General features: G+C 61.2%; 15 protein-coding genes and 1 riboswitch. Of the genes, 7 read left to right on the forward strand and 8 right to left on the reverse strand.

What is annotated here, in order from left to right; translation table 11 throughout:
- Nucleotides 1–8 precede the first annotated feature (8 nt).
- From BLX89_RS04455 to BLX89_RS04485, 7 genes are all read right to left on the reverse strand, one after another.
- Complete coding sequence (locus BLX89_RS04455) at nucleotides 9–1,553, reverse strand: response regulator (RefSeq protein ID WP_075289452.1); 1,545 nt, start codon at nucleotides 1,551–1,553, stop codon at nucleotides 9–11.
- A complete protein-coding gene (locus BLX89_RS04460; protein WP_075289453.1) occupies nucleotides 1,550–2,125 on the reverse strand; it encodes a chemotaxis protein CheB in 576 nt (191 codons plus the stop codon). Before BLX89_RS04460 ends, BLX89_RS04455 begins: the two co-directional genes overlap by 4 nt.
- The gene (locus BLX89_RS04465; RefSeq protein WP_075289454.1) at nucleotides 2,122–2,958 is read right to left on the reverse strand and encodes a CheR family methyltransferase; all 837 of its coding nucleotides are present in this window, start codon (nucleotides 2,956–2,958) and stop codon (nucleotides 2,122–2,124) included. Before BLX89_RS04465 ends, BLX89_RS04460 begins: the two co-directional genes overlap by 4 nt.
- Entirely contained in the window at nucleotides 2,958–6,392 is a 3,435-nt protein-coding gene (locus tag BLX89_RS04470) for a response regulator (RefSeq protein ID WP_075289455.1), read from the reverse strand. Before BLX89_RS04470 ends, BLX89_RS04465 begins: the two co-directional genes overlap by 1 nt.
- A gap of 159 nt (nucleotides 6,393–6,551) precedes the next feature.
- On the reverse strand, nucleotides 6,552–7,079 hold the full coding sequence (locus tag BLX89_RS04475) for a hypothetical protein (protein ID WP_075289456.1): 528 nt from the start codon (nucleotides 7,077–7,079) through the stop codon (nucleotides 6,552–6,554).
- On the reverse strand, nucleotides 7,076–8,104 hold the full coding sequence (locus BLX89_RS04480; protein WP_075289457.1) for an SAM-dependent methyltransferase: 1,029 nt from the start codon (nucleotides 8,102–8,104) through the stop codon (nucleotides 7,076–7,078). The genes BLX89_RS04475 and BLX89_RS04480 overlap by 4 nt, the downstream gene beginning before the upstream one ends.
- A complete protein-coding gene (locus tag BLX89_RS04485) occupies nucleotides 8,101–8,892 on the reverse strand; it encodes a DUF1295 domain-containing protein (RefSeq protein ID WP_075289458.1) in 792 nt (263 codons plus the stop codon). Before BLX89_RS04485 ends, BLX89_RS04480 begins: the two co-directional genes overlap by 4 nt.
- 191 nt (nucleotides 8,893–9,083) lie before the next feature.
- Here BLX89_RS04485 and BLX89_RS04490 point away from each other — a divergent pair, with 191 nt between their 5' ends.
- The 7 genes from BLX89_RS04490 (at nucleotide 9,084) to bluB (ending at nucleotide 14,451) form a co-directional block, all read left to right on the forward strand.
- Nucleotides 9,084–10,469 (forward strand): NAD(P)/FAD-dependent oxidoreductase, encoded by a 1,386-nt coding sequence (locus tag BLX89_RS04490; RefSeq protein WP_075289459.1) that lies wholly within the window; start codon nucleotides 9,084–9,086, stop codon nucleotides 10,467–10,469.
- Entirely contained in the window at nucleotides 10,466–11,278 is an 813-nt protein-coding gene (locus BLX89_RS04495; RefSeq protein ID WP_075289460.1) for a DUF1365 domain-containing protein, read from the forward strand. Before BLX89_RS04490 ends, BLX89_RS04495 begins: the two co-directional genes overlap by 4 nt.
- A gap of 8 nt (nucleotides 11,279–11,286) precedes the next feature.
- On the forward strand, nucleotides 11,287–11,649 hold the full coding sequence (locus tag BLX89_RS04500) for a DUF2147 domain-containing protein (protein WP_075289827.1): 363 nt from the start codon (nucleotides 11,287–11,289) through the stop codon (nucleotides 11,647–11,649).
- A 30-nt stretch (nucleotides 11,650–11,679) separates the two neighbouring features.
- Nucleotides 11,680–12,111, forward strand: coding sequence for a DUF2177 family protein (locus tag BLX89_RS04505; protein WP_075289461.1), 432 nt, complete (start codon nucleotides 11,680–11,682; stop codon nucleotides 12,109–12,111).
- 131 nt (nucleotides 12,112–12,242) lie between these two features.
- Complete coding sequence (locus BLX89_RS04510) at nucleotides 12,243–12,785, forward strand: sigma-70 family RNA polymerase sigma factor (protein WP_075289828.1); 543 nt, start codon at nucleotides 12,243–12,245, stop codon at nucleotides 12,783–12,785.
- The gene (locus BLX89_RS04515; protein WP_075289462.1) at nucleotides 12,782–13,498 is read left to right on the forward strand and encodes an anti-sigma factor; all 717 of its coding nucleotides are present in this window, start codon (nucleotides 12,782–12,784) and stop codon (nucleotides 13,496–13,498) included. The genes BLX89_RS04510 and BLX89_RS04515 overlap by 4 nt, the downstream gene beginning before the upstream one ends.
- A 47-nt stretch (nucleotides 13,499–13,545) precedes the next feature.
- Nucleotides 13,546–13,727, forward strand: a riboswitch (cobalamin riboswitch).
- A gap of 43 nt (nucleotides 13,728–13,770) precedes the next feature.
- The gene (bluB, locus tag BLX89_RS04520; RefSeq protein ID WP_075289463.1) at nucleotides 13,771–14,451 is read left to right on the forward strand and encodes a 5,6-dimethylbenzimidazole synthase; all 681 of its coding nucleotides are present in this window, start codon (nucleotides 13,771–13,773) and stop codon (nucleotides 14,449–14,451) included.
- Between the two features lie 10 nt (nucleotides 14,452–14,461).
- Here bluB and BLX89_RS04525 read toward each other — a convergent pair whose 3' ends face one another.
- Nucleotides 14,462–14,797 (reverse strand): hypothetical protein, encoded by a 336-nt coding sequence (locus BLX89_RS04525; protein ID WP_075289464.1) that lies wholly within the window; start codon nucleotides 14,795–14,797, stop codon nucleotides 14,462–14,464.
- Between the last annotated feature and the right edge of the window lie 289 nt (nucleotides 14,798–15,086).

Raw genomic sequence — 15,086 nt, forward strand, 5'->3', positions numbered from 1 at the left:
GTGGGAGATCAGGCGGTGATCTTTGCGAGCGTCTCTTGAAGCGTATCGAGCGCAACCGGCTTTGTGAGGTGATGGCTGAAGCCGGCTTCGGAGGCCCGTTCCTTGTCGCGATCCTGCCCCCAGCCCGTCTGGGCGATGATCGGCGTGCCGGTGAAGAGCGCGTCCTGGCGGAAGGCCTGACAGACCTCGTAGCCGTTCATGCCCGGTAGCCCGATGTCGAGCAGGATGACGTCGGGGCGGTAGTGGTGCGCCGTCTGCAACGCCTCACGGCCGTCATGCACAAGTTCGTAGTCGTGGCCGATCTCTTCCAGCATCCAGCCCATGGTGTTCGCGACATCCACGTTGTCATCGATCACCAGCACCCTGAGCGGGCGCGATGGCAGGTCATCCTTCGGCGGGGCGGGGACGTCCGGTGTAAGGTCGAAGCCGGCTGCGAGCGGCAGGCGAACGCGGAAAATGCTGCCCCGACCGCCTCGACCTTCCAACGCTTCCACCGTTCCGCCATGCAACGCGACCAGTTGCCGAACGAGTGCAAGGCCGATACCGAGACCGCCCTGCGACCGGTCAAGGTGATGATCTACCTGCTCGAACAGATGGAAGATATTCGAGCGCATATTGGCGGGAATGCCGACGCCGGTGTCGGATACGTCGATGACGGCGTTGTTCCCCTCGACGGCCACGGTCACGCCGATGCTGCCGCCGGCTGGCGTATACTTTGCGGCGTTGTTGAGGAGGTTCGCCACCACCTGCGAGAGACGGGCCTGATCCGCATCGAGCCAGATGGGGTGAGGCGGCATATCGACGGAAAGCTTGTGCCCGGCCTGTTCCATCAGCGGATGGCTTGTCTCTATGGCCGCGCGAACAACGTCTTCCACCCGTGTCTGTTGCCGGCGTAGCTCGATCTTGCCCTGGCTGACCCGCGACACGTCCAGAAGATCCTCGATCAGCCGGATCATGTGGACGAGCTGGCGGTCCATCATGTCGCGAACATCGGCGGACGCCTCGACGTTCGGGTTGCGGCGCAGGATATCCAGCCCGTGGCGCAGCGGCGCGAGTGGGTTGCGCAACTCGTGGGCCAGTGTCGCGAGGAACTCGTCCTTTCGCCGGTCGGCTTCCTTCAGGGCGGCGGCCTGCGCTTCCAGCGCGTCGCGCTGCTCGGCGATCTGCTGCCGCTGCCTGCACAGTTCGAAGAATACATCGGCCTTGCTGCGCAGAATGTCCGGTTCGATCGGCTTCTGGATGAAATCGACGGCGCCGGCTTCATATCCGCGAAATCTTCGCTGGCCGTCGGCACTGCCGGCGGTCACGAAGATGATCGGCACACGCCGGGTGCGCTCGTTGCCGCGCATCAGTTCGGCGAGCTCGAAACCGTTCAGGCCCGGCATCTGCACGTCGATGAAGGCTAGCCCGACGTCGTGTTCCAGCAGCAGTTCCAGGGCCTGATCGCCGGAACGCGCCTTCAGCAGCTGAAGGCCGTCACGCCGCAGGAGCGCTTCGAGCGATAGGAGGTTCTCCTCGAGATCATCCACAAGGAGAAAGGAAACGGGGGTCATGCTGATCGGGCTTTCTGCAGGTAGGTTGCGATCTCTTCCAGAGACATAATTAGGGCGGTCGGGCACATCGCGACAGCGGCTTGCGGCATCGCCGACGCAAATGCCGTGTCCGGGTCCTGAACAATGGCCGTGCCGCCGGCTTCCACGACGCTTGCCAGGCCCTGCGCGCCATCCTGGTTGGCACCGCTCAGGACAACGGCAGTCAGACCTGCACCATAGGCGTCGGCGGCGCTTTCGAAAAGGACGTCGATCGACGGGCGGGAGAAAAGCACCGGTTCATCGCTCGACAAAGACAACAATCCGTTCGTCTCGACAAGCAGATGGTAGTCCGGCGGCGCGAAGTAAACCGTGCCGGACCGGATCGGCTCCTTGTCCTCCGCTTCCAGAACAGCAACACGGCATTTCGCCTGAAAAAGCTCGGAAAGCACGCTTCGCTTGTCCGGCGGGACGTGGACCACGATCATAACCGGAGGCGTAACATCCGCCGGCAGTTGCGGAAGTATGACGGAGAGCGCTTCCAGCGCGCCTGCGGAGGCTCCGATAACGACGGCTTTTTCCGGCACGTCGCTCATGTCGCGCACCGCTGATAGATTTTCTCTTCGCGCACGAAATCGTTGAAGGCGCTGGAGTGAGCGGAAAAGCGCAGGTTTTCCTTGGCACCGAGCCCCAGAAAACCCTTGCGGGTCAGGGACTCCTTGAAGAGGCCGATGGCGCGGTCCTGCAGCGGACGGTCGAAATAGATCATGACATTGCGGCAGGAGATCAGGTGCATTTCGGCAAAGACGGCGTCCGTCACCAGACTGTGGTCGGAAAACACGACCCGCTGGCGCAGTGACTTGTCGAAGGAGGCGTGGCCATAGGCGGCGGTGTAATAGTCGGAGAGCGAGGATTTCCCGCCGGACCGGCGGTGGTTTTCGGTAAACTGCTGGATACGGTCGAGGCTGTAGATACCCGCTTCGGCCATACGCAGGGCGTCCTGGTTTATATCGGTCGCATAGAACAGCGTGCGCTCTTCGAGACCTTCCTCGCGAAAGAGGATGACGAGTGAATACAGTTCCTCGCCCGCGCTGCAGCCGGCGACCCACACCTTCAGCGAGGGATAGGTGCCAAGGTGCGGGATGACCTGTTCACGGATCGCCTTGAAATAGCTGGGGTCGCGAAACATCTCGCTGACCTGCACGGTAAGGAAGCCCAAGAGCCGCGGCAGCATGGACGGATCGTGCAGCACCTTTTCCTGCAATGCCGAGATGGTCGAGAAACCCAGCTGCTCGCGCGCCTGCTTCAGCCGCCGCTTCACCGAAGCCATGGCATAATTGCGAAAGTCGTAGTGATACTGATGGTAGAGCGCTTCCAGAAGAAGCCGGATTTCGATGTCCTCTACCTTTTCCGGGCCGGGCATTTCCATCAGCGGGGCATCCAGACGCGCACGAGCGACAACAGCTTTTCCACGTCGAGCGGCTTTGCCATGTAGTCATTAGCGCCGGCATCGATGCAGCGCTGCTGGTCGTCGGGCATGGCCTTGGCCGTCAGCGTAATGATCGGCAGTTTCTTCCAGTCCGGGTTCCTGCGGATTTCCCGGGTGGCGGTAAGCCCGTCCATCACCGGCATCATGACGTCCATCAGCACGAGATCGATGGCGCCGTCCTGCCGCTCCGCGGCCTTCTGCAGCTTGTCCAGCGCTTCCTGCCCATTGCGGGCGATCTCGATGATCGCGCCGCGCGGCTCAAGAATATTGGTAAGCGCGTAGACGTTGCGAACGTCGTCCTCGACCACAAGGATGCGGCGACCTTCCAGCAGGGCATCCCGGCTCTGCGCCTTGCGGATCATCTTCTGGTGTTCGTCCGGCAGCTCGGAAACGACCTGATGCAGGAAGAGGCTGACTTCGTCGAGCAACCGCTCCGGCGATTTCGCGCCCTTGATAATGATCGATTTCGAATAGCGACGCAGGCGCTGTTCGTCGTCGGGGGAGAGCACGCGGCCGGTATAGACGATGACCGGCGGGAACGAGTGTTCGCTGTCCTGGCTCAGGGTTTCCAGCAGCGTATACCCTGAGGCATCCGGTAGCGAGAGGTCGAGCACCATGCAGTCGAACGTCTGTTCCTTCAGTAGGCTCAGGCACTCGGCAGCGGTGCCGGCGGCGACCGTCTCGACGTCGTGCGAGGTCAGAAGCTTCGATACGGCCTCGCGCTGAACCTCGTTGTCTTCCACGATCAGAACGCGATGCATGCGCTGCGAGAGCTTGCTTTCCAGTTTCTGCAACACTTCAACGAGTTGCTCGCGCTTGACCGGCTTCAGCGCATAGCCGACGGCGCCGAGCGAGAGCGCGGTTTCAGTATGGTCATCGGCGGAAACGATGTGGATCGGGATATGGCGTGTGCGGATATCGCGCTTCAGCCGATCGAGCACGGAGAGCCCGGACTGGTCCGGCAGGCCTATATCGAGGACGATGGCGCTCGGCATGTGCTGCTTGGCAAGCTGCAGGGCCTCCTGAGCTGTGCCGGCAACGAGTGCACGAAAACCCATCTGGCGGGCAAGGTCACGCAGGATCGCGGCAAAACTGTTGTCGTCCTCGATGACGAGCAGGATGCGTTTGTCGTCTGACGGTGCGGCCCGGTCGTCTTCCACGATGCCCTGACGAACCACGGAAGGAACCTGCGGCTTCTCCGCCGGCGCGGCGGCCGCAGCAAAGGGGGCGGGCGAGGCGACATCGCGGGGTGCGACCAGCGCCGGATCGTAGGCGACGGGAATGATCACGGTGAAGGTGCTGCCCTGGCCTTCCTTGCTCCTCAGGTGGATGCTGCCGCCGAGAAGCCGCACGAGTTCGCGCGAAATGGAGAGCCCGAGCCCGGTGCCCCCGTATCTGCGGCTGATCGTGCCATCGGCCTGATGGAAGGCCTCGAAGATGCTTTTCTGCTGCGCTTCGGCAATGCCGATGCCGGTGTCGGTGACCGAGAGCGCCAGCTGGCCATCGGGCGCCGGGCGAACGGAAAGTTTCACGCTGCCGGTTTCGGTGAACTTGAAGGCGTTCGAGAGCAGGTTCTTCAGCACCTGCTCCAGTCGTTGAAGGTCCGTTTCGATGATGGCCGGTGCTTCCGGCGTGATCTCGATGTCGAAGCCGAGATTCCTGTTGCCGGCGATGGGCTCGAAAACCTGGCGGAGATTGCCTGCCAGCCGCTCGACGGAGACTGTTTCCGGCCGGATTTCGACATGGCCGGCTTCGATCTTCGAGAGGTCGAGGATGTCGTTGATCAGGTTCAGCAGGTCGTTGCCCGAGGACTGGATCGTTTGTGCATATTTCACCTGCTCTGCCGTCAGATTGTCGTCGGGATTGTCGGCGAGCAGTTTGGCAAGGATCAGGGACGAATTGAGCGGCGTGCGCAGTTCGTGAGACATATTGGCAAGGAAATCGGACTTGTAGCGACTTGCCTGTTCCAGCTCACGTGCCTTCAGCTGGGTTGCAGCATTGGCGCGCTCAAGTTCGTCGCGCTGGCTTTCCAGCTGCTGGGTCTGTTCCTCGAGCTGGGAGTTTGTCTGTTCAAGCTCCACCTGCTGCTGCTCCAGTCGCGCCTGGGATTCCTTCAAGGCGCGGCTCTGTTCTTCCAGCTCCTCGTTGGAAACCCGCAACTCCTCGCCCTGAACCTGAAGTTCTTCCGACTGGCGCTGCGTTTCGGCAAGGAGCTTGTGCAGTTCCGTGCGATAGTTGGCCGAACGGACAGCTGTTGCGATCACGGTCGAGGCCTGTTCGAGCAGGGTCAGGAGATTTTCGCTGACCGGGCGGACGAAGCCGAGTTCGATGACCGTGTTGACCACGCCATCGACGCGGCCGGGAGAGATGACAAGATGTCGTGGCTTGTCGCGGCCGAGCGCCGAGCCGAAGGCGAGATAACCATCCGGTACGTCGCTGACGATGACCGCACGCCCCTGGGACGCCGCCTGCCCAAGCAGGCCTTCCTTGGAGCGAAAACGGGTCGGAACGTTGGCCTCCGGAGGCACGCCGTAGGTTGCCACGCGCTCGTAGTCGTCATTGCCGGCAACGAAGACCGCGCCGGCGACGGCGCCTGCGTAATGCCCCAGAAATTCGAGAATCTTGTCTCCGAGTTCGTCAAGCTTCTGATCCCCCATCAGGGCACCGGAAAGCCCGACCTGACCGGATTGCAGCCATTCCTCGCGGCGGCGGGCGAGGGTTGCCTGCCGGATAAGCATACCGACCGCCCCTGTCAGCAAGATGCCGAGGACGGCGGCAAGCACGCTGCTGATGAAAGCCGTGTTGTAGGCGTTGTCGTTTTCCGCAAGGCGCTCGACCCGAAGTTTCAGTTCCTCGCTGCTCATGACGGAAAGCTGTCCGCGCACGGCATCCATCTCGACCTTGCCACGATCGGAGTTGACGATCGCAATGGCGGCTTCCAGGCCTCGCTCTCGCCGGGCGTCGATGGTTTCCTTGAGCTCCGCAAGCTTCGCATCGACGCGCAGTTTGGCAGCCTGCAGGCGCCGCTGCTGTACGGGATTGTCGATCGTGAGTTCGCCGATCCTGTTGATGAGTTGCGGTATCGCGATCAGCGCCGCGTTGTAGGGATCGAGATATCGAGCATCGTTCGTCAGAAGAAAGCCGCGCTGCCCTGTCTCTGCATCTTGCGTTTTTGACAGAAGCTCGTTGATGGAAACGATGACGTTGTGCGAGTGCACGACCCTTTCGGTGTTGGCCCGCAGCGTCTGCAGATTGAGATAACCGATCGCACCGCTGACCAGGAAAAACACGAAGGCTCCGGCCAGGCTGATGGCCACGACGGGATCAAGGCCGAGCCGGCTTGTGAACGTGTCCGGCGCTTTAGGCTGATTCATAAAGAACTCGATTTCATCAAAGGTAGGAACTGCAGCTACCCCGAGCGCCTGATAATCGACGGATCAAGCGCAAGGCCGCTCGCGCGACATAGAGCGTCGCGCGGCGGTATCAAGGGCTTGATCGAAACGTTATGAACGATGAATGAAAGGATGAGGCGTCTACGCCCGCGCGCTGCTGGCGTAACGAAGCGCAATGAATGCCAAAAGGCTGGCCACCGCGAAAATGTTGAGGTTGAGCAGGGTGGAAAGCTCGCCTGCATTCCAGGGATACCAGGGTTGGCCGTTGAAGGTGCGAGAGGCGACGAAGACGCCAAAGACGAAGATTGTCATGGCATACTGCCAAAATTTCTCCTGCGGTCGAAACGACAAGGCGACCAGCATGATGCAGGCGGCAAAGAACAGTTCGGTGCCGGAGCCCTGGCCGAACAGCGTTGTTTCAAAGGCGGTATCCAGCGTCCCGACTGCCGGAAGCAGGATGCGGGATGCCAGAGGCGAACGTTTCGCCACAAGGACGACCGCGAAAAAGAAGGGGGCTGATATCAGCGTCGCGAGCGACGCGGTGATGCCGTGTCCGACGAGATACCAGACGTAAAGCGGGTAGAAGGGCTTGTTGAGGAAGATCACCCAGGCAACCGTAACCGTTGCCCGGGTCAGCGGATCAAGCTCTTCAGCTTCGTTGGGCTTCATCGCGCGGGCGCAAGCAGGTAGTGGCCCACCCCCCAGACCTTGCCGTCCTCATGGCCGAACAGACCGGCGGTCGCGAGGAAAAACAGCCGCCAGCGCTGCTGCCAGAGGCTCGCATCTCGGCCATAGACCTTCTGCAGGATCGGGCGGATATCCTCGATGTTGCGGTCAAAATTCGCGAGCCAGTCAAGTGCTGTCCGGCGGTAGTTGGTGCCGGACCAACGCCATTCGTGCTCCACGCTGAAGAGATCGCCGAAGCGGTGTGGCAGGTCGTGGGCCGGCATGATGCCGCCGGTGAAGAAATGCCGGGCAATCCAGTCCGCCGGGTCGTCATGATCGAACCTGTACGACCGGTTCCTGTGCGTGAAGACATGGAGAAACAGTTTGCCCTGCGGCGTCAACCACCCGCGCAGGCGCTCCAGCAACATCCGCCAGTTGGACATATGCTCGAACATTTCCACCGAGACGATGCGATCAAACCGGTCATCGGTCGAAAAGTCGTTCATGTCTGCGGTCACCACCTCAAGATTGTCCAGCCCGGAGGCTCTGGCAAGCGCGAGGATGTGGGCGCGCTGCGACGCCGAATTCGAGACGGACGTAATGCGGGAGTTCGGAAACTGGCGGGCGAGGTGAAGCGACAGCGAACCCCAGCCGCAGCCAAGCTCCAAGATGCGCATCCCGTCCTCGATCGCGGCATGCCGCACTGTGTCAGACAGGGCATAGTTTTCGGCTTCCGCCAGCGTGGTATCCGCCGATGGATAGAGGCAGCTCGAATACTTCCGCTGCGGACCCAGGACCAGGGCGAAAAACTCCGCAGGGACCTCGTAGTGCTGCCGGTTGGCATCCTGGGTGTGGGTTGCGATCGGAAACTTGGTCATTGTCTCGACAAAGGCGTTTTCAGTGTCTGCCGATGTGGCTTCCAGGCGACGACGGGTGCGGCCGCAGAGGAAGTCAATTGCCGAAAGGGTCATCCCGTCGCCGATGGGCGCGCGTTCTGCCGCATTGATGGCCAAGGCCAGCATGTTCATAAGGGGGCTCCATTTTTACGGGGTCCAGGGAAAAAAGCGTTGACGCGCCTCTGTACCGCCCGGAACTTATCACCGCGCGAGCGCAGCAAGTGTTCTTCCAGCGGCGGGATGCCGGAGACGTGCACCAGCAGCCAATACATCAGGAGCGGAGCAGCAAGGGACAGCCAGCTCCAGGGCGAAGCATTGAGCGCGAGCAGCGGCCAGGCGCACCAGAACAGCCATTCGAAGAAATAGTTCGGATGGCGGGAGTAGCGCCAGAAACCGGTTTCGCAGACATCCGTTTTCGCCTGTGGCGTCTTGCGGAAGCGCGCGAGTTGCGCATCCGAGATGGACTCGCCCAAAAGACCTGCAACCGCGACTGCGATAGCGGCGATATCGAGTAGGCGAGGAAAACCGGCAGGGTTCACCGCGGCGAGATAAACCGCAAGCACCAGAATGAAGGCTGCGAGCGCCTGGACCTGCAAGAAGACGAAAAGCCGCCATGGCCCTTGATCGCCCCATTCGGCCATCAGCTTTTCATAGCGTGGATCTTCCCCGCTGCCCTTGGTGCGCAGGCCGATATGGCCGCCGAGCCGCAGGGCCCAGGCCGCAATGACGATCATTGCGGTCATTTGGCGTCCGGCGTCTCCCTCCGCCCAAAGGGCGGCAACCAATCCGCCCACGCCGACGGCAAGCGACCAGATCGTATCGATCCAGCCGCTGCGCCCGGTCGCGCGCTGCAATGCCCAGGCTCCGGCCATGGCAAGCGACAATAGGACTGCGATGATGACGAGGAGCCCTGCTTGCATTCATTCCCTCAGGTTTGGTTTTGCTTCTGCTTCTGACCGGACATTACGCGGGTAAGCTCCTGCAAGTTTCGCAATACATTGAAAAAATTCGTCAGCCCGATGAAAAAGCGAGCTTTGCCTGAAACTCCTCGCCGTGGCCGGCCGTAATCCATGGTAATCGAAACGATCCACCCGGAGCATGAGAGGTTTGAATGGGGTATTATGAGCGTAGCGGGGGCGGGCGTAGCCTGAATATCGCGATTGTGGGCAGCGGCATTTCGGGTCTTTCTGCCGCATGGCTGCTGTCGCGGCGACATAACGTCACGATCTTCGAGGCTTCCGATCGTATCGGCGGGCATAGCAACACGGTCGAGTTCGAGAGCCCCGCCGGCCCCGTTGCCGTCGATACCGGGTTCATCGTCTACAATGAAGTGACCTATCCGAACCTGACGGCCCTCTTTCGCGCGCTCGAGGTTCCGACGGTCGCATCCGATATGTCCTTTGCCGTCTCCTTGAACAGCGGCGCTTACGAATATTCCGGCAGCGGCTCGGGTCTTTTTGCCCAGAAATCCAACATCGTCAGCCCCCGTTTCTGGTCGATGATGCGAGATCTGCTGCGTTTTTATCGAAATGCCCCGCGCGATCTGCCAAAAATGGGGGATATGTCGCTTGGTGACTATCTTTCGCGCAATCGATATGGCGCAGCGTTTCGCGACGAGCATCTCTATCCGATGGCGGCGGCAATCTGGTCGACGCCTTCGATGCAGGTGGGGGAATATCCGGCTGCGAACTTCGTCCGTTTCTGCTCCAACCACGGGCTGCTGGACCTCTGGGGCCGCCCGATCTGGCGCACGGTCAAGGGCGGCTCGCGCGAGTATGTCGCGCGCCTGACGGCAAGGTTCGCCGAGCATATCCGACTTTCTACCCCGGTAACGGCTATCCGCCGCTCGCCCGGCGTCGTCGAAATCAACGATGCCAATGGCGGGCGCCAGGTTTTTGACGACGTTGTCATCGCGACCCATGCCGATCAGGCGCTGCGTATGCTGACGGATGCGAGCGACGATGAGCGGCGCATTCTCGGCGCCTTCCGTTATTCCCGCAACGAAGCGGTCTTGCATGGAGACACGGCTCTGATGCCGAAGAGGCGCGCGGCGTGGTCGAGCTGGAACTACGTCGCCGACACAAACGACGGCCCCACGCAGCCTTCGATAACCTATTGGATGAACCGTTTGCAGCCGCTTGGTTCAGCCCCGCCAACCTTCGTCACGCTCAATCCCCGCCGGCAGCCGCGCGAGGAGACCGTGATACGGCGCGACGTGTATGAACATCCGGTCTTCGATCTCGCCACAGACCGGGCTCAGCAGGAAATCTGGTCGCTGCAGGGTGCTCACAATACGTGGTTCTGCGGCGCTCACTTCGGGGCGGGCTTCCATGAGGATGGTATTCAGGCGGGGCTTGCGGTTGCCGAGGATCTGGGCGGCGTGCGGCGGCCGTGGCAGGTCGCCGGCGAAAGCGCCCGCATCGTTCGCGCACCGCTTTCGCGGCCGGCCGGTGTAGCGGCGAGATGGCTGGAGGGCAGGCTGGAGGTTCCGGCATGAGCAAAGCCTTTCACTCGGCCCTGTTTGCAGGCCATGTCACCCATGCCCGTTTGCGGCCAAAGGAGCATAGGCTAGACTATCGCATCTACTCGCTGCTGCTCGACCTGGATGAGCTCGACGAACTCGGCCGGAGCCTGAGACTGTTTTCGGTCGATCGCTTCAACCTTTTCTCCTTCCGCCGCAAGGACCGTGGCGACCGATCCGGGTCGGACCTGCGGCGTCAGGTGGAAGGCTCGATGCGGGCGGTGGGCGTCGAGCCCGATGGCGGTCCCATCCGCCTGCTGACCATGCCGCGTCTTCTCGGCTGGGCTTTCAATCCGCTCAGCGTCTTTTTCTGCTACGGTCGCGATGGCGAACTGAAGGCGATCCTTTGGGAGGTGGACAATACCTTCGGCGAGCGTCATGGCTACATGATACCTGTCGAGACCGGAGCCGATGGAGAGATCGTCCAGATCTGCGACAAGGCTTTTTACGTTTCGCCTTTCATGGATATGGAATTGAGCTATCGTTTTCGTGTTTCACCGCCCGAAGAGACGCTGTCGATCCGTATCGATACCTTCGCAGAGCAGGATCTCGTGCTGACCGCGCGGCATGTCGCGCGCCGCCGGGAACTGACGGACGCAGCGCTTCTGAAAGCTTTCGTCGCCATCCCCTTCCTGACCCTTCGGGTTGTCGGCGGTATCCATTGGGAAGCTCTTAAAATCTGGCTGAAGGGCGTGCGTCTGCGTCCCCGGCCACAACCGCCTCGGCAGGCCGTATCGCTTGTTCCTGCCGCCGTGGCGAAAATTCATGGAGGTAGCCGGACGTGAAGAAGACCATGTTTATCCTATTTGCCGCGCTCTCTTTGTCGCTGCCGGCAGCAGCTATGAGTGCCGACCTTGACGGGCAGTGGGCGCGAGGCGACGGAAACGCCCGTGTGAAGATCGAGCCTTGCGGTCAAAACATCTGTGCGGTGAACACATGGATCAAGCCGGGCACCCCGAAGGAGAAGGCCGGTGACCGGCTGGTCATGACGATCAAGCCGGAAGCCGATGGCATCTACTCGGGGTCCGCGTTCGATCCGCAACGCGACCTCAGCTACAATATCACAGTGACGGTAAATGGTGACAAGATGACGACCAAGGGTTGTGTTGTCGCAGGCCTGTTGTGCAAGGGCATCGACTGGACCCGGATGCAGTAACGGTTCAGGGAATATGAAGGAGATTTGAGCATGAAAACCTACGCCATCGCCTATTTTGCCACCCTCGTGGTTTTCGTTGCGGTCGATTTCGTCTGGCTGAGCGTCATGGCGGACCGGTTGTATCGCCCCGTGATCGGAGAGATGCTCGCGCCCAGTTTCCGCTTGGGTCCGGCAATCGCCTTCTACCTGTTTTATGCGGCCGGTCTGACCTTCCTGGCGGTGCGTCCCGGCCTGATGTCCGGCTCTTTCGCAACGGCGGCACTTTACGGCGCGGTGCTGGGATTTACCGCCTACGCCACCTACGATCTTACCAACCAGTCCACACTGAAGAACTGGTCAACGACCCTCACGGTCGCCGACCTGATCTGGGGCACATTCCTCTCCGGCCTTGCCGCAGCAGCAGGGTATGGGATCACGGAACGCATTGCCGGGCCGGTGGAACGGGCAGCCGGACAGGTCTGATGGCAATTCCTCTTTCTTTCGAGGCAACGCTGCCGACGCGCTTTTGCTTTCAGGGCGGTTTTCCCCAGCGAGGCTTCTTGTCTTTTGGGTTCGACGCTCTCTATAAAGGCTGGGCGGCGGGGTTTAATCGAATGCAGAGTAATGATGTTGCAAATCTCATAAGTCGCGTCGCGATGGGCGACCGCGCGGCGTTTTCAGCGCTTTACAAGGCAACCAGTCCCAAGCTCTTCGGTATCTGCGTCCGCATCCTGAAAAATCGCGCGGAGGCTGAGGAAGCCCTGCAGGAAATCTACATCAAGGTCTGGCAGCGCGCGAGCACCTTTGCCAGCGCCAGCGGCACCCCTTCGACCTGGCTCGCCACCATTGCCCGCAACCACGCGATCGACACCATCCGCGCGCGCAAACCGGTTGCCGAGCCTGTCGAGGAGGCTTTCGATCTTTCCGATGACAGCACGCCCACACCCGAGCAGCAGGCCGTCCTCACGGACGAGGGGCGGCGGATAGACCATTGCATGGGCAATCTCGACGCCGTGCATGCAAAGGCAGTGCGCAGCGCCTATGTGGACGGCGTCAGCTATCTTGAGCTCGCGGAAGAGCTGAAGGTGCCGCTGAACACCGTGCGCACATGGTTGCGCCGCAGCCTTCTGAAACTGCGGGAGTGCCTGCAGAGATGACCAACGGAACACAGCACCAGCCGACAAGCCCCGAAGACCAGGTGATGGCCGGCGAATACGTCCTGGGCGTCACCTCGCTCGAGGCGCGCCGCATTGCCGAGCAGCGCATGGCCGCGGACCCGGATTTCGCGCGGCTTGTGGCACGGTGGCAGTCCGACTTTCAGTCCTTCAACGAGGATTATCAGGAAGTGTCTCCACCCTCCGGCGTGTTCGTGAGGATCGAGGAGCGTCTGTTCGGCTCCCGCGAGAACGGACTGTTTACCGGCGGCTTGTGGAATTCCGTCTTCTTCTGGCGTTGCATGACGGCGGCGAGCGTCCTGATCGCGTCTGTTGCACTGGTTTATACCTTTACGGCCTCCACGCTGCAGCAGGGCTCTGCCCCGCTGGTTGCCGAACTCGCGGCACCGACGAACGCGATCAACATGCTCGCATCTTACGACCCGGACAGCGGTCGCATGCGGATCGTTCCGGTCGCAGCGGGAAAGCCGGATGAAAAATCGCTGGAACTCTGGCTGGTGCCGGACGGCGGCAAGACCATCTCGCTCGGCGTCTTCCCGCCGGGAACCACCGGAGAACTGGTCATTCCCGCCGATTTCAGGTCTCGTATCTCGGAAGGCACGACGTTCGCCGTCAGCCTCGAACCGTTCGGCGGCTCGCCGACCGGGCAGGCAACCGGCCCTGTGATCGCAATCGGCGTTGCCCGCGCGCCTTGAGCATCCTGCTTCACCCAACAGAATTGCTTTCATTCAGCAAAGAAGCGCTCTAAACAGGCGTGTCGGGTGCCCGCATCGCGCGGGAGAATCGGGAATCCGGGGCAGAACCGGAACGTGCCCAACGCTGTAAGGCTGACGCTTGCCGCAAAAGTGCCACTGGCTTTGCCGGGAAGGCTGCGGCGTGCGGATGACGCCAAGTCAGAAGACCGGCCCGACATCATGGACTGTTCCCGCGCGGACGGCGGGACGGTTGCGTTGTTGGGGATTTGACGATGCGACCCTTTGATTGTGACGCGCTGCAGGGCGCGTCGGCCTTTTCCGCTGACGAGCGCGCTGCCGTCTACCGCGCGATCACGACGCGACGCGATGTGCGCGACCAGTTCAAGCCCGATGCTGTGCCGCACGATGTGCTGATGCGGCTGCTTACGGCCGCCCACAGCGCGCCGTCCGTCGGTTTCATGCAGCCATGGAATTTCATCGTGGTGGAAGCCGAAGAGGTGCGGGCACGGGTACATGCCGCCTTCGAACGCGCCAATGCCGAGGCTGCCGAAATGTTCGAAGGCGAGCGTCGGAAAACCTATCAGGCGCTGAAGCTCGAAGGCATTCTGAAGGCGCCCTTGAGCGTCTGCGTGACCTGTGACCCCACGCGCTGCGGCGATGTCGTTTTGGGGCGAACCCACAATCCACGCATGGATGCCTATTCAACGGTGTGCGCGGTGCAGAACTTCTGGCTGGCGGCCCGGGCGGAGGGGATCGGTGTCGGCTGGGTCAGCATTTTTCACGAGGCCGAGGTGAAAGCCATCCTCGCCATTCCCGATCATGTGCAGATTATCGCCTGGCTCTGTGTCGGGTATGTCGATCAGCTTTACCGGGAGCCGGAGCTTGCGGTGAAGGGATGGCGCCAGCGGCTGCCGCTTGAAGACCTCGTCTTCCGGAATGGCTGGGCGCGCTGATCACGGTTGTCTAAAAGCCGTAGGTCAGATGCCCCGTCCACCAGCCGCTTTCGCTGGAAAACCTGATGAGAACCATGATCACGGTTGCAACGATGCCTCCGACGAAGAGAGGCTTCGCGTAGCGCACGGTGGCAGGCGCGTCTGGGCCAGCCGCCGGGATCTGTGGTTTCAGAATGAAAAGCGGTATCAGCATCAGGATATCGAAGATCAGTGTCAGGATCGGCCAGGGCGGCAGGGAATACTCCGTTGCCGGGACAAGCACCTTCCACAGGCAGCGTAGGATCAGATAGCCGGCGATCACCGCAAGCGCAGTGGCGGCCTTCGGAGAAGGAGCTGCTTCGGCCATAGGCTGTCGTCCTGTTTTAGACGACGCGCATGAGAACACATCGATTTCAAAATGACAATCGGCGCAGCCCCGGCCAAATATGCCGTAACATACACGTAAAGTCCCAGCACGACCGGCAAACGTTCACAATGCGGAGTTAAAACATCAATGGCGCGGCGTCACGGGCGACTTTGTCCATAAGTGTATGATTTTGTTTTGCTTCGTTCTTTGGTGCGTCATCGCGCCGTGACGGCTGAAAAGCTTTGCTGCCGAGAAAACCCCAGCCTTTGAATGGTTGCGGAGCGTACGG

The sequence above is a fragment of the Pararhizobium arenae genome, assembly GCF_001931685.1.
Classification (GTDB): Bacteria; Pseudomonadota; Alphaproteobacteria; order Rhizobiales; family Rhizobiaceae; genus Pararhizobium; species Pararhizobium arenae.